We start from the raw sequence: 22,144 nt of genomic DNA, 5'->3' as shown, positions 1-22,144 counted from the left end.
AGCGTGATCGGTTAACGAAAGATAGGGATCCTTTCAAAATGACTAAAGATAAAAAGAAAAAAAGCTTTAAAACATATGTTTTAAAGCTTTTTATACTACTTTAATATTGTAGTTGCGATCCGGACGGGACTCGAACCCGCGACCTCCGCCGTGACAGGGCGGCATTCTAACCAGCTGAACTACCGGATCAATTTTATTTTAAAAGTAAATTGAGAAAACTTTCTGCGATCCGGACGGGACTCGAACCCGCGACCTCCGCCGTGACAGGGCGGCATTCTAACCAGCTGAACTACCGGATCAATTTTATTTTAAAAGTAAATTGAGAAAACTTTTGCGATCCGGACGGGACTCGAACCCGCGACCTCCGCCGTGACAGGGCGGCATTCTAACCAGCTGAACTACCGGATCTAATTTTGTTTTAAAAGTAAATTGATAAACTTTTGCGATCCGGACGGGACTCGAACCCGCGACCTCCGCCGTGACAGGGCGGCATTCTAACCAGCTGAACTACCGGATCATTTTCGTTTTGTTGTAAGAACTTCGTTTCTTTTTTGTGATTGCAAAAGTACAACTTTTTTCCTTACTTGCAAATTTATTTCAAAAAAAATGCCTTCCAAAAGCGGAAAGCATTCATTATCAAATTTATTATTTTTACAAGTGAGCGCTTAATTTTTCTGCGATCACCTCTTTTGGAGTTACACCCACTAATTTTTCAACAACTTCTCCGCCCTTAAAAATTAGAACTGTAGGAATATTTCTGATACCATATTGCATAGAAATATCCTGATTGTTGTCTACATCTACTTTCCCAACTACTGCTTTTCCTTCGAAATCGTTTGCAACTTCTTCGATAATTGGTCCCAATGTTCTGCACGGTCCGCACCATACAGCCCAAAAGTCTACTAATACCGGTACTTCTGATTTTAAAACCGTTTCCTGAAATGAGCTATCTGTAATTTCTAAAGCCATTTTGTTTCTTTTATTTAAATTAATATTATATTCTGTTTGTAATCCTTAATTGGATATTCAAAATTACGATTTTTGACTAATAAGACTATCTATGCTCAACATTTGTATTTTCTATAACGAAATCTTTAGAGATCTCTTTCAGAGCGTTTACAAAAGTATCGATATCTTCTTTAGTTGTTAAATGACTAAATGAAATACGAAGCGGCGTACAATGATCCATCTCATCTTCTGATAAAACCATCATCATAACCATTGATGGCTTAGAAGCTCCCGAAGAACATGCACTTCCTTGAGAAATTGCAATTCCCTTCATATCTAATTGAAGCCCGATTAAAGGGTTTTTATAAGGCAATAAAGCGCTTAAAACCGTGTAAAGACTATTTTCCTGCTCAGCACTTCTTCCGTTGAATTTAATACCCGGAATCTCGGCAGAAAGTCTTTCAGCTGTATAGTTTTTGATTTCCTGCATGTGGTTGGTATATACTTCCATATTATTTAATGAAAGTTCCAATGCTTTACCCAATCCTACAATTCCTGCCACATTTTCTGTTCCTGCTCTTAAGCTTCTTTCCTGAGGACCTCCGGTAATAATTCCTTTCAAACCGCTGGATTTTCTGATAAAAGCAAAACCAACTCCTTTTGGACCGTGGAATTTATGCGCACTGCAAGAAGCAAAATCAACCTGAATATCAGATAAATCTAAATTCATGTGAGCCATAGTCTGCACCGTATCTGAGTGGAAAAGAGCATTATTAGCCTTACACAATTCTGCGATCTTCTTAATATCAACAATATTTCCAATCTCGTTATTGGCATGCATTAAGCTCACCAATGTTTTTTTATCCGAAGCTTTCAGTAATTCTTCAAGCTTATTTAAATCAATATCTCCTTTTTCATTAGGACGGATGTAGTTTACCTCTACTCCTTTTCTCGCCTTCATATCCAAAATACTTTCAGAAACACATTTGTGCTCTAAAGGCGAACTGATAATTCTTTCTACTCCAAGGTGTTCAACGCTTGATTTTATAATCATGTTGTTCGACTCTGTTCCGCAAGACGTAAAAATAATCTCTGCGGGAGTTACATGAAGATAATCAGCAACCTGCCTTCTCACATTTTCAATAAGAATCTTCGCTTCCTGCCCAAAGCTGTGGGTGGAAGAAGGATTTCCGAAGTTCATCTTCATGGTTGCTACCATGGCATCGATAACTTCTTCTGAAAGTGGCGTAGTTGCAGCGTTATCTAAATAGATCTTATTCATTTTTATTTTGAAGATTTTAATTCTACAGAGGTGAAATTGTAATTTGATGGAACTGTAAAAATCACGTACGGATTAGAAATTACCTGTATTTCCATCCCGCCATGTTCCACATAGGGAACCTCAACATACAGCACATTATCTTTTACAGAAACACTTTTGATCTCAGTAATTCTGTGATCTCCGGATCTGAACATACCTGAATTATACAAAACCACTTTCTTATCCGTAGGAAATTTTATTGTTTTTTCAGGCGCGGGTTCACTTCCTTCAACAATTAGCTGAGAAGAGTTTCCTTTCAATGCTTTCTGAAATTCAGCATCATTTTTAATAATTTTAAAACCAGCCTCATCCGCACCACCTTGTGATTCGGAAGCGATGATTTCAGTTTTTGTCTGCATGTCTGATGACTTTTGGGATGGTGTGCTTGTACTTGTGCAACTCATTACGGCTGCAAAGCACAAAATAAGCAGTTTTTTCATTTTTACATTTTTACCACCCAAAATTAGTGAAAAAATTGATAATGACCTTCATTTGCCCATTTCAGCATTGGCTTGTCGCCGGAAGTATCCCCAAATGCTATGATTTTATCGTATTTATGGTCGTTTATTTCACTTTTTATCCTTACCAGTTTTTCCTTTCCGTTGCAGTTTCTACCAATAAAATTTCCTGTAAAAACCCCGTCTTTAAACTCGGCACGCGTAGAAACCAGCTGCATTTGGAATGCCTCAGCGAAAGGTTTGGTCCAAATATCAAGTGAAGCCGTTACCAGTAAGCTTTGTGTATTGTTTCTATCGATATTATTTATAAAATCTAATGCGTTCTCTCTTACGATTTTAGGATAATGTTCCTCAAAAAACTGTTTGGCTTTTTTCTCAATTTTTTCCTGAGACTGACCTTTAAGAATAGAACCGATAAAGCTCTTTTTCACCTTTTCTGTCTCAGCTAATTTTAATTTCAACAAAATAAAAAGTGGCACGTGTCTCAAAAATTGTACACGAAACTTAGCAGAATCGTAGAACTTAAGATACATAAACATGGTATCTTTGTAAGTAAGGGTTCCGTCAAAGTCGAAGCAATACAATTTTTTCATAGAGTTATGGCTTAGGATAAATGTTACGAGTTGTTAATTAAAGCATTTGCTCACCGAGCAATCAAAAATAAGCAATTTATTAAGAATAATTACAGATAAATTTTGAAAAGCAAATTCGGCAATAATTTATGTATTTATATCAAACGTAGATGGGCTTCGTTTTATTTTCTCATTAATTTTTTCACTTCAATAAACTCAGAATCATTTAAAGCATAAGTTTTGATTTCTTTCCCATTTTTCAGAATAATTGATGTTTCAAAAATCGTAGAAACGGTTTTCGGTTTATCAAAACCATCCGAATACTTTACAGGTTTCGGTAATTGTTTAAATTCCTTGATATCTTCAATCAAAATCTTTTTTGAAAAAGGTAAAAACTGACAGGAAATAATAAAATTATCCTGAGTTGCCTTCATAATCTCCGTTTTTAGAAAATAAAACAAAGAGCCTAATGCACCTATCAAAAATATTGAAATGAGAATATAAACTACAATTTTCGAATCGTCATCCGGATGTATTTCCAGCGAGTGATAAATATACCCTGTTATTAAACTGAAGAAAATAAATCCCAAAGAAAAAACAAAAAAATTAATTGAAAGAAGGTTAGATTTAAATAAAATTTTATCTTTCAAAATAAAATTAAAGCTTTAATTTTTTAAATATAAATTCAGGAATATTTCTAATAATCATCATGATAATTGCCCAAATAGGTAAAACATAAGCTACATTTTTTTGTTTTTTGTATGCCTTAAAAATACAGTCAGCCGCCTGTTTCGGAGTTGCTGTTAATTTTGGATTTAAAGGTAAACCTTCCGTCATTTTAGTAGCCATAAATCCAGGTTTTATGGTAAGAACATGCACTTTTTTATCGAAAAGATAATTCCTCAAACCACTTAAATAAGCAGTAAAAGCAGCTTTAGCACTTCCATAAATAAAATTACTCTGTCTTCCTCTTTCACCCGCTACCGATGATAAACCGATGATCGTTCCAGATCTTCTACTTTCAAATTTTTGAGCAAAATAATTCATTACAGGAACCAGTTTCGAGTAATTAATATCGATGATTCTCTCTGTATTTTTATTATCATACAAGCCTTCTTCCGTGCCTTCACCCAAATATCCTGTAGCACAAAACAGTAAATTGGAATTAATGTATTCCAACTGATTGTAATCAATGGGTTTCATTAAGTCTAATTCAACAACTTCAGATTGTTGCAGAAATTTTACATCAATATGTCTTGCAAACCTTTCTGTGGTTTCTTTATTTGAGGTAAATAGATAAATTTTTTCAAATTTTTCGCCTTCCTGTAGTGCTTTTTCAACAAAAGCCTGCGCCACTTCAGACGTACTTCCTAGAACTATCATTAGCTGTTATTTATGATTCTTTTGTGCTGCAAAGACACAAATTTTGAGCTTTGAACATTTTTAAGATAATTGGTAAGAGACGATCTGCTCATGCTGTCTTTCGTAAGGTAAATTTTACCGTTGTACTCCTGAACAATATCGTCTAATTTTTCGATTAATTTTTTCAATTTTGAATTCACTTTAAAATCCAATGCGAGAGAATATCCTTCAAAAGGGAAAGAGTTGTAAGCCTGAGGATTTTCTTTTCCGTAAAGTTTCAAAACTGCTAAGAAAGAGCCGTTTCCACTATTGGCAATCGTTTCCAGAATTTTTTTCATTCCTTCTTTTCCCGTTTCTTTTGGAATCATCATCTGATATTGGATGAATCCTGACTTTCCATAGATCTTATTCCAGTCATTCACGAAATCAAGAGGATAAAAAAAGGTTTCAAAATCGGTAAAGCTTTTCACCTCCTTTTTAGACTGTTTTTTATAATATAGAAAATTAAAAATTTTCACCGTTAAAGCATTCAAAACAAAACCCGGAAAATAAAAAGGAACCGTTGGTTCAAATTTTTTCTTTAATCGTAATGGATTTTTCTTGAAACTTTCTGGAAGCTCATGTTGAAAAGCATGTTCGCCTCGCATCAAAATACTTCTTCCGATATTATTTCCTTTTTGAAGACAGTCGATCCACGCCACGGTGTACGTCCAACTTTCACTTTCTTCAAATAATCTGAAAATTTCATCAAGATTTTCTGCTTTAATGCTTTCCTGACGAATATATGCCGATTCTATATTTTTAAGCTTGAATTTTGCTGAAAGAATAATTCCCGTCAATCCCATTCCACCAATGGTAGCCCAGAATTTATCTGAATTTTCGTCTCTTGAACATGTGATGATATCGCCGTTTTCAATCATCAACTTAAAGTCGATTACATATTCTGAAAAACAACCTTCAGCATGATGATTTTTACCATGTACATCAGAAGCAATTGCACCTCCGACGGAAACAAATTTAGTTCCCGGAGTTACATATAAAAAATATCCTTGTGGAACGGAAATTTCCAATACCTCAGAAAGCAAAACCCCAGATTCGCATTCAATAATTCCGTTCAGACGATCAAAACTGATAAATTTATTTAATCTTTTTGTTGAAAATATATGTTCGCCTAATGAAGAGTCTCCGTAACATCTGCCGTTTCCGCGGGCGATTACTTCATTATGATTCAGAACAAATTCTCGTATATTTTTGAAGCTGTCTTCAGACTTCATTTCTTTTTCCACAACGGGAAAATTACCCCAGTTGGTAACCTTCTGTACAAAATTCGGCTTCATTATTTTTTAAAATAGATTTGGATTAAAAATGCAGCTACCCACAGTATCAGGGTAATCTGGATGTATCTGTCTCTGTACACAATTTTGGTTGGCGATTCTGTTCGGTTGTACACCAATGTTTGCTGTAAATACCTTAAGAAGGCAAAAACAACAAAAATTACAGTATAAAAAACTCTTTCGTGAAATCTCGCCTGCACTTCCGGTGATAACGTAAACATCAAATAACAGATGATAGCCAACGTCACAGAAATAGAAAGAGCAATATCTGCAAACTGAACATTGTAACCATCCAGCGCCTTTCTTGTTTTTCCTGAAACCTGCGCGTTAATTAATTCACCTCTTCTTTTCCCGATCGCTAGAACTAATGCTAAGACAAAAGTCAGCAAAATAGCCCATTGAGAAATGTTAATTCCCGTAATATAACCTCCAGCTAAAACCCTCAGGACGAAGCCGATCGCAATGATACAAATATCAATAATCGGAACATGCTTTAACCTGAATGTATAAGCCAAATTCATCACAAAATAAGTGACAATGATTGCGGCAAACTTCCAAAGATCTTCTTCAAAATAGTTTTGAGCCAGGAATACTAAGGCAATATCAACAACGATGATTCCTATAAGGATTCCAATCGCTTTTGATTTTGAAATAGCACCACTTGCCAACGGTCTTCGTCGTTTTTCGGGATGTTGTCGATCAGCTTCAATATCATTATAATCATTTAGAATGTAAACGACACTTGCAGCTAAAGAGAAAATGATAAAAGCAAAAATACTTTTACTTAATAAGTCTATGTTCTGAATACTGCCGGAAAAAAATAGAGGGACAAATACAAACAGGTTTTTTACCCATTGCTCTACACGCAGCAGTTTTAGGTATTTCTTCATTTATGTGAAATCAGTTACAAAGGTAATAAATTCAAAATTATTGCATAAAAATACAAAAAAAACCGCCGAAGCGGTTGTTTACGAAAATATTTATATATTAAATTAATTACTGCCCTTGTTGAGCATCGTTAATCATTTTTTCATTTGCAGTAATTGCGAACTCTACTCTTCTATTTTTCGCTCTACCAGCATCTGTATCATTAGAAGCTACGGGCTTGCTTTCCCCTTCACCTAAAGCGAATAATCTGCTTGAAGCAATACCTTTTCCAGCTAAATAAGCCTTTACAGAATTTGCTCTTCTTTCAGAAAGCTTCATGTTGTAGTCGTCAGCACCTTTGCTATCTGTATGTCCATAGATATTAATGTTTGTATCAGGATTGTTAATCAAAACCTGACCTAATTTATCTAAGTTTGTTTTTGCTGTACTTGTAAGCGCAGAGGAATCAAAATCGAAGTTTACGATACTTTCATTCAACGTAATTTTAATACCATCCCCAACTCTTTCTACTTCAGCACCCGGCAAAGTTTCTTTAATTTCTCTTGCCTGCTTATCCATTTTATTACCGATAACGTTACCTGCAACACCACCGATAATACCTCCTAGAACTGCTCCTAAGGCTGCATTTTTACCTTTACCTACGTTATTTCCTAAAATACCACCAAGTACCGCTCCAGATGCAACACCTACTGCCGTACCTCTTTGTTGGTGATTAGAATTTTGCACTGCCTCACAACTTGTAAGCAATAAAGCTGATGATAAGAAAAGAGCTCCTATATATGTTTTTGTAAATTTCATTTTTTTAATCTTTTATGTTAATTATTTCATTCCTGTTCTTTCAAAGTTGTAAACAACTCTTACATTTTCTCCGTCAAAAGGAACATTTTGTTCAAGTGTGAACTGATCTGTTGTCTGATTTGTTAAAGTTAAAACATATCCAGCTGTATTTTGTTTAGCTTTGGTTCCATCAGCGATTTTCTTAAATTCGAAAGTACTTCCGTTTTTAGAATCAATTTTTATTGGCTGAGTAAATCCTGCGCCACAATTTCCACCACCAGTTACTGTAAAAGCTCCAGTCCAGTTATTAGGGATTAATCTCCAATGGCTTCCTACAAAACACTGAGCATCTATTCCTTCGTCAAAAGGCTTAATCTTAAACTTTTTATCGTAATTAATACTTACGATCTGCCAGTCTCCTTTCATTTTTAGAAATTCTGATCTCTGACTCTGGGCTGTTTTTGCATTATTAACGGCGGAACAAGACACTGCAAAAAGTGATGTTCCCAACATTCCTGCAAGTAGTAACTTTTTCATAATTGTTGTTTATTATTTTATATACCATAAAGTTATAAAAAAGCGTGCCAAAATTGAAAAATAAAAATAAAAAAAGCCCGAAAAATTCGGACTTTCTATGTTTCAACCTTAAATACAGGCAGATATATTATTTTTTAACAGTCTTTTTTACGGATTTTGCAGGCTTCTTCACGGGTGTCGATTTTCCTTTATAGAAGTTTGTGAAAGCATATTCTGCTGCTTTTTTCACATCAATAACACCGCCAGCTTGTGAAAGATCTCCAAAACCGTTTTCTTTACTTTTATTACTAGATTTCTCTAAAGACTCAATTACCTGCGCCGGAGTAAGTCCCGGCATATAAGCCAATAATACAGCCGCTGCACCAGCTACTACGGGAGAAGCCATTGAAGTTCCTTGTAAATATTCATACTTATCATGTGGAACTGTAGAATAAATTTCTTCACCCGGAGCAAAAACATTTACCATTTTCTTATTGAAATTGGAGAAACTTGCTCTTAGTTCATTATTTCTATTCGTACTTGCACCCACAACCAAAACATTGCTTACAAAAGGCTTATCATCGGTAATATTTTTGAAATTGGTAGGATATGCTAAATGTTCTGCAACATCTTCGTTTTCGTTACCTGCTGCTTTTACCAAAAGAACTCCTTTATCTTCAGCATATTTGAATGCATCCCAAACGACATTTTTTCCTGGAGAAACAGGTTTACCAAAGCTCATATTTAAAACTTTAGCACCATTATCAACAGCATAGCGAATGGCGTTAGCAACATCTTTATCTCTTTCGTCACCATTAGGAACTGTTCTTACAGACATGATTTTTGCCACTTTAGAAGCGACACCATACTGAACTTCTTTTCCTTGCGGAAGCCCCGCGATAATACCTGCAACGTGAGTTCCGTGTCTTGCATCTGGACCTTCATAATGATTGTTTCCATAAATTCTTTCAGAATAATCATCATAGTTATCACCTACGATTTCTTTTCTAGGATCAAAATTAAGGTCATATTGCTGAGCCTTAGGAGTATACTCTTCCAAAGCATCATTCATATCTTTTGTAATTTTAGCCTCGAAATCAGCACCTGACTTTCCTCTAAAACCAGGATCTTGAGTAAGTTGACTAAGAACTTGTAAAGCAATTGCATCTTTCTGCTCAGTCGGCTTCAATGTAGCAATTGTTTCAGAAGTTAGAGGTTTCCCACCTAACAATCTCATCATGTTCGGAATAGATTCCTTTATCATGGTAAACGTCTGCAATCCTTGTCTGCCTTCAACACTGTTTTTAGTAAACTTGTCTTTAGACTTCATGTACATTGCAAACTCTTCAGGCATTTTAGCTTGATTTGCTTTATTTTTTGTAGAATCGTCACCCTCGAAAATAGGTTTATATTTAGCAACAACACGAGTTACCTCCATATTATCTACATCAATATCGGCTGTTTTTCCACCAATGAAATTCCATCCGTGAACATCATCAATATATCCGTTTCCATCATCATCTTTACCGTTTCCGGGAATTTCGTTAGGGTTTGACCAGATATTCTTCACCAATCCGGGGTGATCTACCTGCACTCCACTGTCTAAAACGCCGACCACAACCGGAGTTGCTTTAAGACCTTTAGATTCTAAATATTTATAGGCATTTTCTGTATTTACACCATATACTTTAGAAGTTGAAAAATCCTTATGATACCAAGTCATCAGGTCTTTATCCTCTTTCGTGTCAGCAGTTTTACCCTGAGCATCCTGAGCGAATGCAAGGTTTAATCCCGTCAAAAAAACAGCAGCTAATAATACCTTTTTCATGTGAGTATAATTATTTAATATTTTTAATATAAGTCAAAGATTCCGGACCTTTGTTACAAACCAAGTCTAAAATCGATAAATCTTTTAAAAATCCTAATTTATCCGTAAATGTCTGATAATATTCATCCATTTCATATTCTGAAGGTAATTTCGCAGAAAATTTCTCACGAAAATTAATCTCGTCAGGATTTTTGATATATTCTACATTCAAAGAGTGTGCCTTTTCTGTTTTTAAAATCTGCTGAATGATTTCTAACCCTTTAAGATTAAAATCTAACAGGAATTTCTCCTTCAAATCGAATATTTTTCTGAATTTATCTTCATAATATTCAAAATAAGGAGAACTTTGATATGCTGTTTTGATCGATTTCCAATGGAGAGTCTGCCAATCTTCACGATGAGAGATCTCAATATCTTTGAATTCTCTTTTCCCGTTATGCTGGATGGGAATAATTAATGAAAGCTTCCCATTTGCGCCATAAATATTGGCTCTGTTTCTGTACGTCTGCTTTGGAAAATTTTCAAACTGCTCAAAAACAACTTCATTTTCAGGATTTAAAAACTCTGAAAACCATGAAATTGGCGGTAAATAAAATACCGGTAATAATATATTCTGCATATTCATCATACAAAAATGAAGTATTTTTTCAAATACTTCATTCTATTTTTAAATTTATTTTAGCTCTTAATCGTCTTCTGATTTCTTCTTTCTGAAAACTTTCATGAAGTAATCCCATCCGAAGAATAAAATCAAAATCATTGCTGCAATCCACCAGTATGAAGTTTTATTAGCTTCTCCGGTATTTGTTGCTTTAAACATTCTTTCCCAACGGATCTTCCAAGGTGCTTGATAAGAAGAACTGGCATCCTTGAACGCCCCTTGAATACTCATCCAAGTAAACATTGGTTTTCCAACGATATTCTCTTCAGGAACGAAACCAAAAAATCTGGCATCTAAAGAAGCATCTCTGTTATCCCCAACCATCATATAATAATCTTGTTGAATAGTATATTGGTTGGTTTCTTTTCCGTTGATGAAAATTTTTCCGTTTTTATTTTCTAGTTTGTTATGCTCGTATTCAGAAATAATCCACTGATATTCTGGTAAAGTTTCCTGATTAATCGTAACCACATCTCCTTTTTTAGGAATCTTTAAAGGTCCGTACCAATCCTGATTCCAAGGTTTGTTGATTGGGAAAATAGACTGAGTAGTATCAATACTTTTTGTGTAAGCAGATCTGTCAGCATTCAATTTATATGAAACTGTTGCTGAATCTTTCGGAAAAATACTTTCTTCCATACTTACCACGTTTGGTAAAGTTTTGATTTCAGCAGCCGTTTTATCTGTTAATCCCTGGAAAGCATATAAAAACCCTTTATCCGTCTGCATTTCTCTTACCGGTAAAAACCCGTAAGTATTATATAAAGCTGGAATATCTAATTGAGTTCCCGTATTCACTGTATAAGCGTGCTGAACTTCCTGATCTCCCAAAACAGTTTCAGGTTTTCCGTTTACGAAAAGTCTTCCGTTTCTCATTTCGAAAGTATCACCTGCTACAGCTACTAATCTCTTTACATAAGGATCTTTTCTGTCAATAGCTGTATGCACAGAATCACGAGGGTAATTGAAAACAACAACATCATTTTTCTGAGGCTTGCTAAACTGGAAAATTCTTTCGTAAGGAAGTTTGATTCCGTCCACATAAGATTTAGGATCATCTTTAGGATTTCCTTTTTCACCTGTATCCATGATTGTTCCCTGTAAGAAAGGAATTGCAACAGGACGCATTGGCAATCTGTAACCGTAGCTCCATTTATTTACGAAAAGGAAGTCACCAACAAGCAACGTTCTTTCCATAGATCCCGTCGGAATCCCGAAAGGCTGCGTTACAAAAACGTGGATAATGGTTGCAAAAACTACCGCGAAAGTAATAGACCCAACGAAAGTATCTTTCTTTTTTGAATTCTTCTCTTCATCTGTTAAGAAAAGATCGTTTGCATTTTCATCTTCTAACTCTACGTCTTTACCATAATTTACCGTTGCCATATAAATGAACGGAAGAATTACCGTAAGAAGCTGATCTTTAAAGAGAGTCTTCCCGAATTTTTTCATTAAATATAAATGAAAAACAGACATCATAATGGGTCCCACGATTGGCAAATACGATAAAATTGCCCACCATTTCGGATGTTTCGTCTCTTTTAAAATAATGAAATAATTGTAAAAAGGTATAAAAGCAAAAAGCGGATTATATCCTAATTTCTTGAACAGCTTCCAAGTTGAAGCCCCCATTAATACAGATAAAATGAGGACGTAGACTGTATAAGTTAAAAAATAGTTCATAAATTTTTGTGCCTAATCTATAATATGAATAATTGGTAATAAGCAATGAGTAATTTTTACTGCTTCCCATTGTTACCAATTAGTTTGCAATGTAGCGATTTTGTTACAAATTAAAGTCCCAAAACGTCTTTCATTCCGAAATTTCCTTTCTTTCCGATGATCCATTCTGCAGCAACCACAGCACCAAGTGCAAAACCGTTTCTGTTGTAGGCCGTGTGCTTGATCTCGATTTCATCTACTTCACTTCTGTAATAAACACTATGTGTACCAGGAACTTCATCTTCACGAATGGCAAAGATTCCCAATTGATTACCTTGAGTTTCGTCTAGTTTCCAAGCTTCAAATTTCGGATTATGTTTAAAAATTCCTTCTGCGATAGAAATTGCGGTTCCGCTTGGAGCATCCAGTTTATGGATGTGGTGAATTTCTTCCAACTGACAAGAATATTCATCCACATTTTTCATTAGATCAGCCAGTTTTTCGTTTAAAGCGAAAAATAAATTAACACCTAAACTAAAATTCGATCCATATAAAAATGCAGTTCCGTTATCCACTACGATTTGTTCTACTTCAGCTTTTCTTTCAAGCCAACCTGTTGTTCCACAGATCACAGGAACTTTATTTTCAAGACAAGCTTTTACATTTTCGTAAGCTACTTCCGGCAAAGAAAATTCGATGGCAACATCTGCACCGTTCAAATTTTCAGCAGTAGGAGTTTCTTTTAGTCGGGCAACCACTTCATGACCTCTCTTTGTGGCAATTTCATCAATAATTTTGCCCATTTTCCCGTATCCTACTAATGCTATTTTCATATTTTATTTATCTGCTTTTTAAACAGCTTATTTATTTAAAATTCTATTCTATTTTAACGCAAAGGTCGCGATGATTGGGAGAACAGAATTCATTATTAATTATTATTTATTAATTGTCTAGAATCTATAACTTAAACTTAAACCCGTTTTAGGAGGGTTAATCCCAAAATTATCCTGAATTACAGCAGGCGTTAGCGCAAGATCCGGATCATGACGACCTTCATAAAGATGAGCATCTACCACAGCATCCACAATATTCAGGATATAGATCAATCCTGTAATCGCAATGGCATAATCTCTTTGTCTTTTTGCTCTGTCCTGTGCATTTCCCAATGCTACTTTATCAAGATTCGGGTTACTGTCCACAAATTCATTGGGTGTACCGTTAAGCTTGGCAACGTAATATCCACGATATTTTTTATACTGATTATCATTCCAGATGGCAATTCCTGCTCCGACACCTACAGCACCCCAAACAATCGGAATTTTCCAGTATTTTTTATTATAATATTGTCCTAATCCCGGCAATACAGCAGAATATAAACCTGCTCTTGTAGGATTAAGCTTTGTGATTTTAGCTTTTTTCAGGGTTTTTGAATTCACCTTTTCAATATCCTGAACGATAGACGCTTCAGATTTTGTAGGCTTTTCCGCAGAGATACTGTCTTTCGGATGGTTTTCTACCCGAATAGTATCGTTGGGATTGACTTGTGAGTATGCCAACGCAAAAATACACAAGAAAAAAGTGAAAAGTAATTTCTTCATTTATTTAATATGAGATAAAATATATTCCAGCTCATCTTCATTTTTGAAGTCCAGAACAATTTTACCTTTTTTACCGTTTCCGGCCGTTTTGATTTCAACTTTTACATCTAAGATATCTGCAATCGTCTTCTGTGCTCTCTTATAATTGTTTGAAAGCTCAGCTTTTGCTCTTTTTGCAGCCGGTGATTTTGGATTTTTCAATGCAGTTGCCGCCTGCTCAGCCTGGCGCACATTCAGTTTTTCTTTAATGATAATATCAAATAAAACCTGCTGATGTTCTTCGCTTTCAAGGCTGATAATCGCTCTTCCGTGTCCAGCAGAAATTTCTCCGCTACGGATGGCATTCTGAATATCCGGACTTAACCTCAACAATCGAATAGAATTCGTAATGGTACTTCTGTCTTTTCCTACTCTCTGGCTAAGATTTTCCTGAGTTAAACCTACTTCATCCATCAGTCTTTGGTACGTTAATGCAATTTCTATCGCATCAAGATCCTCTCTCTGAATATTTTCAACAAGAGCCATTTCCAGCAGCTCCTGATCGTTTACCAAACGAATGTATGCCGGAATAGAAGTTAAACCTGCAATTTTTGTTGCTCTGAAACGTCTTTCCCCAGATATAATTTCGAATCTTTCTCCATCTTTTCTTAAAGTAATAGGCTGAATAACCCCTAAACTTCCGATAGATTTAGCAAGTTCGTTTAATGCTTTTTCGTCAAAATAAGTTCTTGGCTGAGCCGGATTCGGATAAATATCTTCAAGTGCAACCTCTACGATATTTCCCACAAATTTATCTGCCCCCTCATCAGTCGCTGAGTTGACAGATGCTTTGGATTCAGCACTTAAAATGGCACCCAAACCACGCCCCATAGCTCTTTTTTTGTCCTTCATAATATAATTGATAAGTGATACACTGTAAATGACTTAAAATCATTTTTCATGATACCTCTTTCTAAATTCTAATTTTTAATTCTTAACTAATTTCTCGTTCTTCAACAGCACTTCTTCTGCCAATTGGATATACTGCACAGCCCCTTTACTTTCTGCATCATAGTTCAAAATACTTTCTCCAAAACTTGGCGCTTCGCTTAATCTTACATTTCTGCTGATAATAGTTTCGAAAACCATTTCCGGGAAGTGAGAGTTTACTTCTTCTACCACTTGGTTAGACAATCTTAATCTGCTGTCGTACATCGTCAAAAGCAAACCTTCAATATCTAAATCTTTATTGTGAATCTTCTGAACGTTTTTAATCGTATTCAGCAATTTCCCAAGACCTTCCAAAGCAAAATATTCACATTGGATAGGAATAATCACAGAATCTGCCGCCGTAAGCGCATTTACAGTAATCAAACCTAAACTCGGTGCACAGTCGATAATGATATAGTCATAATCATCTCTAACGCTTTCTAATGCTTTTTTAAGCATATATTCACGGTTATCCTTATCTACAAGCTCGATCTCAGCTGCTACCAAATCAATATGAGAAGGTACAATATCCAAATTCGGAGTTGCCGTCTGCTTGATGCAGTTTCTGGTTTCTGCGCTGTGTTCCAACAAATTATAAGTGGAATACTGAACATTATCTACGCCTAGCCCAGACGTTGCATTTGCCTGAGGATCAGCATCTATAATTAGTATTTTTTTCTCCAATACTCCTAACGCCGCTGCAAGGTTTACAGCCGTTGTAGTTTTACCTACTCCTCCTTTTTGATTAGCGATACCTATAATTTTTGCCATGATTCGAACTTTAAGGCTCAAAAATACACATTTTTCCGTGCTCTTTATGAACGGATAAATCGAAATTTGAGTTAAAATATTGTTAACAAGCAATTTAAGAATAAAAAAAATTATCCACAAAAAAAATTCTTTGTGGATAACTATCAAAATTTATTTCACATTAATTATTCAAACTGCATAGAGATCGGAAATTTAAAATAGCTTCTTACCGATTCGCCTTGTTTATTTTTCCCTGGCTTCCATTTTCCTTTGTTCGAGATCGATTTAATCGTTCTCATCGCTTCACTGTTGAAATCTGCATCCGCACCATTGGCTTTGATTCCTGAAATCGTTCCGTCGATTTCTACAATAAATGTTACTGTAGTTTTCAATACATCGCCGTTTCCTTCAATTCCTGAACCATCAAAATTGTTCATTACTTTAGTTCTGAATGAATTAATACCGCCTTCAAAAGAAGCTTCAACGGCCAATTCGCTTCCGCCAACAATTGCGTTTTTATCAATTTTAGGAGGCTGCGCTACCGGAATTTGAGGAACCGCTGGTCCTGTTCCAATAGTTGGTGCTGGCGGAATGTAAATATCTTTTACAGGCTCTCCTTTGAAATTATTCGTTAAACCAGCCACCGCATCTTCAGGGATTTTTTCCACAGGTTTTTCAATCGCATCTTTAGTAGGCTCAGGAACAGAACTATCAAACTGCTTCACATTTGGAGGAGCAACAGGCTGAACCGGCTTTACTATTTCTTTTGGAGGATCTTTTTCCAAAGGAGTATCATCAATAATTACGGGACGATAAACAGGTTCTACGGTTACTCTCGCTTCCTCTTGTTCAAAAGCTGAAATTACGAATGGTGAAATTGAAATCGCTGCCAATAAACTTACTCCGATAAAAAGTGCTTTGGTTAAAATTTTGTCTGATTCGTTTCTTAAAACATAGGCACCATATTCTTTATTTCTGTGCTCAAATAAGATTTCATTAAAACGAAATTCCTGGTTTGTTTCTAGTTGTTTCATCACTATAAATATTTAAACTGTTAAAAAAAAATTGACTATTAACTCTGATAATAATCATCGATATTCGATGTTGTAAGTTCAAAATTATTGCCAATATTTTGTTAAAAACTCAATTTAAAGCACATTAACAACTGAATTTATAAATTTATGGGTAGGTTGAGAGGTAATTTTTTAAATTTATCATAATGGGAGTTTTTAAAAGATTAAATCTTTTGGTCTGGCATATAAAAAATTTTCAAATTTGATTTTCAGTAATTTTTTTAAACTCCAAGATCCTAAAGTTTTTATTTGAAATTCTTGTGAATATTTTTCATTCGAAAAAGCGTTTCACTCAAAAAGAGGAACATTGAATTTATCCTAGAAACTGGAATGACAAACGTTGAGATTATTTACGCTTTTAAATGGATGACTGCCACCCTAGCCCTGATTGAAGCATTTGTTTGAGCTCATTTTCTTTTGTTTCGGCGCGGCAGCTTCGCTGCCGCGCCGAAACAAAAGAAAATAGCGAGTGCGGAAAGCGGGAAATAGCTTCTTACTTATAGTTTGAGGGTCTGAAAGTTTGAGTGTCTGAGTAAGGGAGATTCTTCACTGCGCTATCGCTTCGTTCTGAATGACAAACTTTATGGATAATTTGAGATTGCTTTACTTCTACAAGCTCAGTACAGGTTACTATCATTCCTCGCAATCACAAAAAAAGAGACCATCAAAACTGACAGTCTCTTTTTAATTATTTAAAAATATTCCTTAGAATAATTCTTTTCTGATAATATTTTGGCTTCTTTCAGGACCAACAGATACTAAGTAAACGTTGATTCCTAAATACTTCTCGATAAACTCGATGTATTTCTGAGCGGTATCAGGAAGTTCATCGTAGCTTCTTGCTTTTGTGATGTCTTCTTTCCAACCTGGTAGATCTTGATAGATTGGTTCGTAGTTGTACAATTTCTCTGTTGAAGAAGTGAAATAATCGATGATTTTTCCGTCTTCAGTTTTGTAATGTGTAACTACTTTTAAGTTTTCAATTCCTGTAAGAACGTCTAATTTCGTAATTACTAAGTTATTGATTCCGTTAATCATACAAGCATGCTTCAAAGAAACAAGGTCTAACCAACCTGTTCTTCTTGGTCTCCCTGTCGTAGCTCCGAATTCACCACCGATTTGTCTGATGCTTTCTCCTAATTCGTTGTCTAATTCTGATGGGAAAGGTCCGTTTCCAACTCTTGTACAGTATGCTTTTGCCACACCGATCAAGTTTTGAAGTGATGTTGGAGGAACTCCTGCTCCTGAACAAACACCTCCTGTAGATGGAGAAGATGAAGTTACGTATGGATAAGTTCCGAAGTCGATATCAAGCATTAAAGCCTGTGCTCCTTCGAATAAAACGTTCTTACCGTCTCTGATGGCTTCGTTTAATTCCAGTTCCGTATCAACGATTCTGTCCTGAAGCTGTTTTCCGATTTCTAAATATTCGTTGTAAATTTCTTCAACGTCTAATGTCGGCTTTCCGTAATATTTTTCAAAAAGAGAATTCTTGATTTTTAAGTTTTTCTCGATTTTGTCTCTTAAGATTTCAGGATTCAGAAGGTCGATCATTCTGATACCAACTCTTGCAATTTTATCTTCATAGCAAGGTCCGATCCCTTTTTTCGTCGTTCCGATCTGCGTTCCTCCGTGTTCTTCTTCACGGTAAGTATCCAAAAGAATGTGGTAAGGCATGATAACATGCGCTCTTCTGCTGATGAAAATGTGATCTGTCTTCAAGCCTTTGCTTTCGATCTGATTCACCTCCTTAATGAAAGATTTAGGATTTACCACTACTCCGTTGGCAATGATACACTTCCCTTTGCACTGAAGAACTCCCGATGGAAGAAGGTGCAAAACGAATTTCTCTTCACCTACATAAACCGTGTGACCAGCGTTGTCCCCACCCTGGAAACGTACAACGTAATCCGATTTTGCCGATAAAACATCCGTGATTTTTCCTTTACCTTCATCTCCATACTGAAGACCTACAACTACGTAAGTTGACATATTTTACTTTTATTTTAGATTCATGCAAAATTACTTTTAAAAAATTGGGTGGGCAAATTTGTGGTGGATTTTATTTTTTGGGTGGGTGGAAATTATGTGGTTGGAGATTAACAATTCGTAAGAAAACTCTTAAATAATATTTATATTTGAATTGAAAAACAATAGCATGATAGAAAACTCGATTATTGGCTTTAACAGAATTTATTCTGATTATGAAAATTTAAACAAAAACATTTTACCAAAAGCTTTTGATGAAGAAGATGAAAATGAAAGAACAAATCTTTTACAATTCTATGATGATTTTATAAAGTTTGATGCAAAACTACGTTTAGGACTTGCAATTAACGAAATAAAGTTAACTAAAACATTTGTTGATGAAAAACAGGGAGATTTAAAACAATGTCATCTACTTCTTTATAAATTTTCAGATATTTGGTTTGCATATGAAGCTTTTTTTATCTTTCATCAAAAAGCACTAATGTTGGATTTATCCACTCGAAAAATTATATGGTTAAATGATTCTACCAATTCTGATTATTCAGAAACTGAAGAAATAACCAATTCATTAAGTATCACAAATCGAGAATTAAAGAATGAGTTTTATAATATTGATACAAGAACATCATTAAAAGATTATTTACAATATTGCGAGACATTAGCTAAAGGAGGACAAAAAACAAGATTAAATAATATATTAGACAAAATAATAGTTGACGAAAACATTCCAGATCTTTCTCATATTGACATATTAACTATAGCATATTCAATAAGAAATAATTTTGTTCATAATGGTGAAATTACAGTCTATCCTGAAAATTTGACATATTCTTTAAAGAAAAAATTATTATTAATATTATATAAATACCTTGTTGTAGTAACTATTAAATCAGCAACAATTACTATAGAAAAAAAGTTAAGTTAGGATTGATGTAACTTTCTTAACGACCTTCACAAAAAAAAACACTTAAAATAAAATGCAAGAAAACTCAAAAGATGAATATCTAAAAATAGCCAAAGAATATCTTTTAAATAAAATCGGAGATATTTTTGAAATAGACGATATCCATGAAACCGATGATACATTTTGCTTCCAGTATCAATCTAAAAAGTTTTTTGAAACATTAAGATTTGAAGACCAATTCGTTGGGCAAGGTCCTTTATTCATTTTAAAAAGAAGTAAAAAAATAATTTCCTATGGAAGTGCAACCGGAAGAAAGCCGGCTCTTATTTATATAATTAATCAATTGAATAAGGAAAGATTAATAAGGGTCTACTATAATAATTATGATGTGTGGGACGGAAAATATGATTTAATAATTAATAAAGTGGAAGATGAAGCATGTGGATTGGAAGATGTAATTATTGAAAACTTAGTCAGTGTTTTACTAAAACACAAAATCTGGAAAGCTAATCAATATGATAGTGATAATCCAAACGCCTATTACTATACTGAAGAAGAATTAAAGGAAACTTTAATAAAATCTCCATTAATATTAAAAAGACCTTTTTGCGAGAATTTAGAAGATCTTCTTGTGGACATTATTAATAAAGATATGTATCTTGATTGGACATTATCAGAAGCTAAATAATTATCATTCCGCAGAAACCTTTCGACAACTTAGATTCCTGCGGAATGACAAACAGTATGGATATTTTTATTATTCTTATTTCAATAAAACCTCACTCATAACCTTAATCTCCTCCAAAAACACCTCATCATGCGAAATCACCACCAAAGTTCCATGATAATCCTTAATAGAATTCGTCAGAATTTCCACGTTTTGGAGGTCTAAATTATTTGTCGGTTCATCGAGAATAATCATATCGGGCGCTTTGTTGCTGATGGAAAGTCCGCACAGAAGAAGTCGCAGGCGTTCTCCGCCACTTAGAACATCACACTTTTTGTTCCAGGCTTCCTTTCCGAATAAAAATCTTGACAATAAGGTTTTCACTTCAGATTCCAGCAACGCGTTATCGTTGAATTGTTGGGCAAAATCATAAACCGTCACATTTTTATCAATCAAAGAATATTCCTGATCAATATAAATCGTCTGAAAATCCGATCTCGAAATAGTTCCAACAGAAGGCTGCAAATCTCCCAACAAAAGCTTAATCAAAGTCGTTTTTCCCGAACCGTTCGAACCTTTAATCGAAATTCTATCACCACTTCGGATTTCAAGATTGAGGTTTTCTTTCCAAAGATTTTCTTCATCATATTTAAAATTAATTTTCTCTGCCGAAATCAAAATTTTCCCCGAATGCAGATTCGAATCATTAAAATTCACTTTCATCTGATCCGCATTTCTCACCGACGAACGCAAATCCCGCAAATCACCAGAAATATCATTAATTTTCTCGGCATGAACAGATTTTAATTTTGAAGAATTTTTCTCTGCATTATTCCGCAGGGTATTCATCATAATTCTCGCCACACCTGATTTTTCCTGTTTTCCTTTTCCCCGTGCATCGAGTTTTTGTTTTCGTTCGATCGTCTCTCTTTCCTTTTCTTTTGCCTTTTTCAGCGCCCGTTCTTTGGAATGAATATCGTTTTGTAAGGCTTCATTTTCAGTTTCTTTTTGTTCGGCATAAAAGTCATAATTTCCGCCATAGGTTGAAATTCCTTGATTGCTCAATTCAAAAATCGTATCGACCAAATTCAGTAAAGTTCGATCGTGACTGACGATCACAACAGTTGAATTCGTTTTTTCAATAAAATCATACAACAGATTCCGACCTTCCAGATCGAGATGATTTGTCGGCTCGTCCAGTAAAATAATTTCAGGCTGGTTAATTTGAATTCCGGCCAGAAAAACCTTTGTTTTTTGTCCGCCACTCAGGCTTTCCAATTTTTGATTTAAATCTAAATTTTCGAGTTTCCAATATTGTAAAGCATTTTGACAACGTTCTTCAATATCCCAATCGTCATTTAAAATTTCAAAATAGATTTCATCCACCTCCCCACTCGTAATTTTTTGGAGGGCATCCAGTTTTTTTTCGATTTTTAAACATTCTGCGACCGTCAGATCATTAAAATTTCCAAACATCTGAGGAACATAAAACAAATCACCCTGAATATTGATGCTACCTTCCAAAGGTTCAATTTCATTCGCCATGATTTTCAGCAAGGTAGATTTTCCCATGCCGTTGCTTCCGACCAAAGCCGATTTTGAGTGTGAAGGTATCGTTAAGTTGATAGAATTAAAAAGCAGATTCCCCGCAGGAAACCCAAAGGATATATTGTGTAAAAAAAACATAATTTCTTTCTATAGTTAAAGTTAAAACTGCAATAACTTCGCTCGTTATTGTCTATAAAATCTGAAAGAAATTGTATCCTACATCCTGATATTTTGGGTTTTGTGAATTGCAAAGATAGTGATTTTAAATATTTTTTTGGAGCTTTTCCCGCTTTCTTTTCAAAAAGGATTTTCACTGCAA

The 22,144-nt window shown here is 34.9% G+C and carries 22 protein-coding genes and 4 tRNA genes; 2 read left to right on the top strand and 24 right to left on the bottom strand.

Features of this window, described 5'->3' with window-relative positions; translation table 11 throughout:
• Positions 1 to 115 precede the first annotated feature (115 nt).
• The 23 genes from OXQ85_RS13280 to OXQ85_RS13170 form a co-directional block, all read right to left on the bottom strand.
• Positions 116 to 189: transfer RNA gene (locus tag OXQ85_RS13280), tRNA-Asp, on the bottom strand.
• A 36-nt stretch (positions 190 to 225) separates the two neighbouring features.
• Positions 226 to 299: transfer RNA gene (locus OXQ85_RS13275), tRNA-Asp, on the bottom strand.
• A 35-nt stretch (positions 300 to 334) separates the two neighbouring features.
• A tRNA-Asp gene (locus OXQ85_RS13270) sits at positions 335 to 408 on the bottom strand.
• Between the two features lie 35 nt (positions 409 to 443).
• Positions 444 to 517: transfer RNA gene (locus OXQ85_RS13265), tRNA-Asp, on the bottom strand.
• Positions 518 to 651: 134 nt separating this feature from the next.
• A complete protein-coding gene (gene trxA / locus OXQ85_RS13260) occupies positions 652 to 969 on the bottom strand; it encodes a thioredoxin (protein WP_267405151.1) in 318 nt (105 codons plus the stop codon).
• Between the two features lie 85 nt (positions 970 to 1,054).
• Positions 1,055 to 2,230 carry a cysteine desulfurase family protein gene (locus OXQ85_RS13255; RefSeq protein ID WP_267405150.1) on the bottom strand — a complete coding sequence of 392 codons (1,176 nt, stop codon included), beginning with the start codon at positions 2,228 to 2,230 and terminating at the stop codon, positions 1,055 to 1,057.
• A gap of 2 nt (positions 2,231 to 2,232) precedes the next feature.
• Positions 2,233 to 2,709: a hypothetical protein gene (locus OXQ85_RS13250; RefSeq protein WP_267405148.1), complete on the bottom strand. Its 477-nt coding sequence runs from the start codon at positions 2,707 to 2,709 to the stop codon at positions 2,233 to 2,235.
• Positions 2,710 to 2,732: 23 nt separating this feature from the next.
• The gene (locus OXQ85_RS13245) at positions 2,733 to 3,320 is read right to left on the bottom strand and encodes an HAD family hydrolase (protein WP_267405146.1); all 588 of its coding nucleotides are present in this window, start codon (positions 3,318 to 3,320) and stop codon (positions 2,733 to 2,735) included.
• A gap of 161 nt (positions 3,321 to 3,481) precedes the next feature.
• Positions 3,482 to 3,733: a hypothetical protein gene (locus OXQ85_RS13240; protein ID WP_267405145.1), complete on the bottom strand. Its 252-nt coding sequence runs from the start codon at positions 3,731 to 3,733 to the stop codon at positions 3,482 to 3,484.
• A gap of 223 nt (positions 3,734 to 3,956) precedes the next feature.
• Positions 3,957 to 4,682 carry an SDR family NAD(P)-dependent oxidoreductase gene (locus OXQ85_RS13235; protein WP_267405144.1) on the bottom strand — a complete coding sequence of 242 codons (726 nt, stop codon included), beginning with the start codon at positions 4,680 to 4,682 and terminating at the stop codon, positions 3,957 to 3,959.
• On the bottom strand, positions 4,682 to 5,998 hold the full coding sequence (locus OXQ85_RS13230; protein WP_267405143.1) for an FAD-binding oxidoreductase: 1,317 nt from the start codon (positions 5,996 to 5,998) through the stop codon (positions 4,682 to 4,684). Before OXQ85_RS13230 ends, OXQ85_RS13235 begins: the two co-directional genes overlap by 1 nt.
• Complete coding sequence (locus tag OXQ85_RS13225; RefSeq protein ID WP_267405142.1) at positions 5,998 to 6,885, bottom strand: decaprenyl-phosphate phosphoribosyltransferase; 888 nt, start codon at positions 6,883 to 6,885, stop codon at positions 5,998 to 6,000. The genes OXQ85_RS13230 and OXQ85_RS13225 overlap by 1 nt, the downstream gene beginning before the upstream one ends.
• Before the next feature lie 106 nt (positions 6,886 to 6,991).
• Positions 6,992 to 7,681: an OmpA family protein gene (locus tag OXQ85_RS13220; RefSeq protein ID WP_267405141.1), complete on the bottom strand. Its 690-nt coding sequence runs from the start codon at positions 7,679 to 7,681 to the stop codon at positions 6,992 to 6,994.
• A gap of 21 nt (positions 7,682 to 7,702) precedes the next feature.
• Positions 7,703 to 8,197: a lipocalin family protein gene (locus OXQ85_RS13215; RefSeq protein ID WP_267405140.1), complete on the bottom strand. Its 495-nt coding sequence runs from the start codon at positions 8,195 to 8,197 to the stop codon at positions 7,703 to 7,705.
• A 127-nt stretch (positions 8,198 to 8,324) separates the two neighbouring features.
• Positions 8,325 to 10,004: a S8 family serine peptidase gene (locus OXQ85_RS13210; RefSeq protein WP_267405139.1), complete on the bottom strand. Its 1,680-nt coding sequence runs from the start codon at positions 10,002 to 10,004 to the stop codon at positions 8,325 to 8,327.
• Positions 10,005 to 10,014: 10 nt separating this feature from the next.
• On the bottom strand, positions 10,015 to 10,629 hold the full coding sequence (locus OXQ85_RS13205) for a WbqC family protein (protein ID WP_267405301.1): 615 nt from the start codon (positions 10,627 to 10,629) through the stop codon (positions 10,015 to 10,017).
• A 60-nt stretch (positions 10,630 to 10,689) separates the two neighbouring features.
• Positions 10,690 to 12,348, bottom strand: a complete 1,659-nt coding sequence (gene lepB, locus OXQ85_RS13200) for a signal peptidase I (RefSeq protein WP_267405138.1) — start codon at positions 12,346 to 12,348, stop codon at positions 10,690 to 10,692.
• A 110-nt stretch (positions 12,349 to 12,458) separates the two neighbouring features.
• A complete protein-coding gene (gene dapB / locus OXQ85_RS13195; protein WP_267405137.1) occupies positions 12,459 to 13,160 on the bottom strand; it encodes a 4-hydroxy-tetrahydrodipicolinate reductase in 702 nt (233 codons plus the stop codon).
• Positions 13,161 to 13,277: 117 nt separating this feature from the next.
• Positions 13,278 to 13,925 carry a DUF5683 domain-containing protein gene (locus OXQ85_RS13190; RefSeq protein WP_267405136.1) on the bottom strand — a complete coding sequence of 216 codons (648 nt, stop codon included), beginning with the start codon at positions 13,923 to 13,925 and terminating at the stop codon, positions 13,278 to 13,280.
• The gene (locus OXQ85_RS13185) at positions 13,926 to 14,816 is read right to left on the bottom strand and encodes a ParB/RepB/Spo0J family partition protein (protein ID WP_267405135.1); all 891 of its coding nucleotides are present in this window, start codon (positions 14,814 to 14,816) and stop codon (positions 13,926 to 13,928) included. It abuts the gene before it with no gap.
• 75 nt (positions 14,817 to 14,891) lie between these two features.
• Positions 14,892 to 15,665, bottom strand: a complete 774-nt coding sequence (locus tag OXQ85_RS13180; protein ID WP_267405134.1) for an AAA family ATPase — start codon at positions 15,663 to 15,665, stop codon at positions 14,892 to 14,894.
• Positions 15,666 to 15,829: 164 nt separating this feature from the next.
• Positions 15,830 to 16,678, bottom strand: a complete 849-nt coding sequence (locus OXQ85_RS13175) for an energy transducer TonB (protein ID WP_267405133.1) — start codon at positions 16,676 to 16,678, stop codon at positions 15,830 to 15,832.
• A 744-nt stretch (positions 16,679 to 17,422) separates the two neighbouring features.
• Positions 17,423 to 18,709, bottom strand: coding sequence for an adenylosuccinate synthase (locus tag OXQ85_RS13170; RefSeq protein WP_267405132.1), 1,287 nt, complete (start codon positions 18,707 to 18,709; stop codon positions 17,423 to 17,425).
• A gap of 166 nt (positions 18,710 to 18,875) precedes the next feature.
• Between OXQ85_RS13170 and OXQ85_RS13165 the strand changes: the two genes are divergently transcribed.
• Positions 18,876 to 19,631, top strand: a complete 756-nt coding sequence (locus OXQ85_RS13165) for a hypothetical protein (RefSeq protein ID WP_267405131.1) — start codon at positions 18,876 to 18,878, stop codon at positions 19,629 to 19,631.
• A gap of 52 nt (positions 19,632 to 19,683) precedes the next feature.
• Positions 19,684 to 20,298, top strand: coding sequence for a hypothetical protein (locus OXQ85_RS13160; RefSeq protein ID WP_267405130.1), 615 nt, complete (start codon positions 19,684 to 19,686; stop codon positions 20,296 to 20,298).
• Positions 20,299 to 20,373: 75 nt separating this feature from the next.
• Here OXQ85_RS13160 and abc-f read toward each other — a convergent pair whose 3' ends face one another.
• The gene (abc-f, locus tag OXQ85_RS13155) at positions 20,374 to 21,963 is read right to left on the bottom strand and encodes a ribosomal protection-like ABC-F family protein (RefSeq protein WP_267405129.1); all 1,590 of its coding nucleotides are present in this window, start codon (positions 21,961 to 21,963) and stop codon (positions 20,374 to 20,376) included.
• Between the last annotated feature and the right edge of the window lie 181 nt (positions 21,964 to 22,144).

The organism is Chryseobacterium sp. GM_Chr_2 (assembly GCF_026540445.1).
Lineage (GTDB): Bacteria > Bacteroidota > Bacteroidia > Flavobacteriales > Weeksellaceae > Chryseobacterium.
This window is presented reverse-complemented; position numbering and strand designations above follow the sequence as displayed.

Excerpts from the sequence above, each read along its gene's own strand:
- trxA (WP_267405151.1), bottom strand. The coding sequence starts at position 969 with ATGGCTTTAGAAATTACAGATAGCTCATTTCAGGAAACGGTTTTAAAA.
- OXQ85_RS13255 (WP_267405150.1), bottom strand. The coding sequence starts at position 2,230 with ATGAATAAGATCTATTTAGATAACGCTGCAACTACGCCACTTTCAGAA.
- OXQ85_RS13250 (WP_267405148.1), bottom strand. The coding sequence starts at position 2,709 with ATGAAAAAACTGCTTATTTTGTGCTTTGCAGCCGTAATGAGTTGCACA.
- OXQ85_RS13245 (WP_267405146.1), bottom strand. The coding sequence starts at position 3,320 with ATGAAAAAATTGTATTGCTTCGACTTTGACGGAACCCTTACTTACAAA.
- OXQ85_RS13240 (WP_267405145.1), bottom strand. The coding sequence starts at position 3,733 with ATGAAGGCAACTCAGGATAATTTTATTATTTCCTGTCAGTTTTTACCT.
- OXQ85_RS13235 (WP_267405144.1), bottom strand. The coding sequence starts at position 4,682 with ATGATAGTTCTAGGAAGTACGTCTGAAGTGGCGCAGGCTTTTGTTGAA.
- OXQ85_RS13230 (WP_267405143.1), bottom strand. The coding sequence starts at position 5,998 with ATGAAGCCGAATTTTGTACAGAAGGTTACCAACTGGGGTAATTTTCCC.
- OXQ85_RS13225 (WP_267405142.1), bottom strand. The coding sequence starts at position 6,885 with ATGAAGAAATACCTAAAACTGCTGCGTGTAGAGCAATGGGTAAAAAAC.
- OXQ85_RS13220 (WP_267405141.1), bottom strand. The coding sequence starts at position 7,681 with ATGAAATTTACAAAAACATATATAGGAGCTCTTTTCTTATCATCAGCT.
- OXQ85_RS13215 (WP_267405140.1), bottom strand. The coding sequence starts at position 8,197 with ATGAAAAAGTTACTACTTGCAGGAATGTTGGGAACATCACTTTTTGCA.
- OXQ85_RS13210 (WP_267405139.1), bottom strand. The coding sequence starts at position 10,004 with ATGAAAAAGGTATTATTAGCTGCTGTTTTTTTGACGGGATTAAACCTT.
- OXQ85_RS13205 (WP_267405301.1), bottom strand. The coding sequence starts at position 10,629 with ATGAATATGCAGAATATATTATTACCGGTATTTTATTTACCGCCAATT.
- lepB (WP_267405138.1), bottom strand. The coding sequence starts at position 12,348 with ATGAACTATTTTTTAACTTATACAGTCTACGTCCTCATTTTATCTGTA.
- dapB (WP_267405137.1), bottom strand. The coding sequence starts at position 13,160 with ATGAAAATAGCATTAGTAGGATACGGGAAAATGGGCAAAATTATTGAT.
- OXQ85_RS13190 (WP_267405136.1), bottom strand. The coding sequence starts at position 13,925 with ATGAAGAAATTACTTTTCACTTTTTTCTTGTGTATTTTTGCGTTGGCA.
- OXQ85_RS13185 (WP_267405135.1), bottom strand. The coding sequence starts at position 14,816 with ATGAAGGACAAAAAAAGAGCTATGGGGCGTGGTTTGGGTGCCATTTTA.
- OXQ85_RS13180 (WP_267405134.1), bottom strand. The coding sequence starts at position 15,665 with ATGGCAAAAATTATAGGTATCGCTAATCAAAAAGGAGGAGTAGGTAAA.
- OXQ85_RS13175 (WP_267405133.1), bottom strand. The coding sequence starts at position 16,678 with ATGAAACAACTAGAAACAAACCAGGAATTTCGTTTTAATGAAATCTTA.
- OXQ85_RS13170 (WP_267405132.1), bottom strand. The coding sequence starts at position 18,709 with ATGTCAACTTACGTAGTTGTAGGTCTTCAGTATGGAGATGAAGGTAAA.
- OXQ85_RS13165 (WP_267405131.1), top strand. The coding sequence starts at position 18,876 with ATGATAGAAAACTCGATTATTGGCTTTAACAGAATTTATTCTGATTAT.
- OXQ85_RS13160 (WP_267405130.1), top strand. The coding sequence starts at position 19,684 with ATGCAAGAAAACTCAAAAGATGAATATCTAAAAATAGCCAAAGAATAT.
- abc-f (WP_267405129.1), bottom strand. The coding sequence starts at position 21,963 with ATGTTTTTTTTACACAATATATCCTTTGGGTTTCCTGCGGGGAATCTG.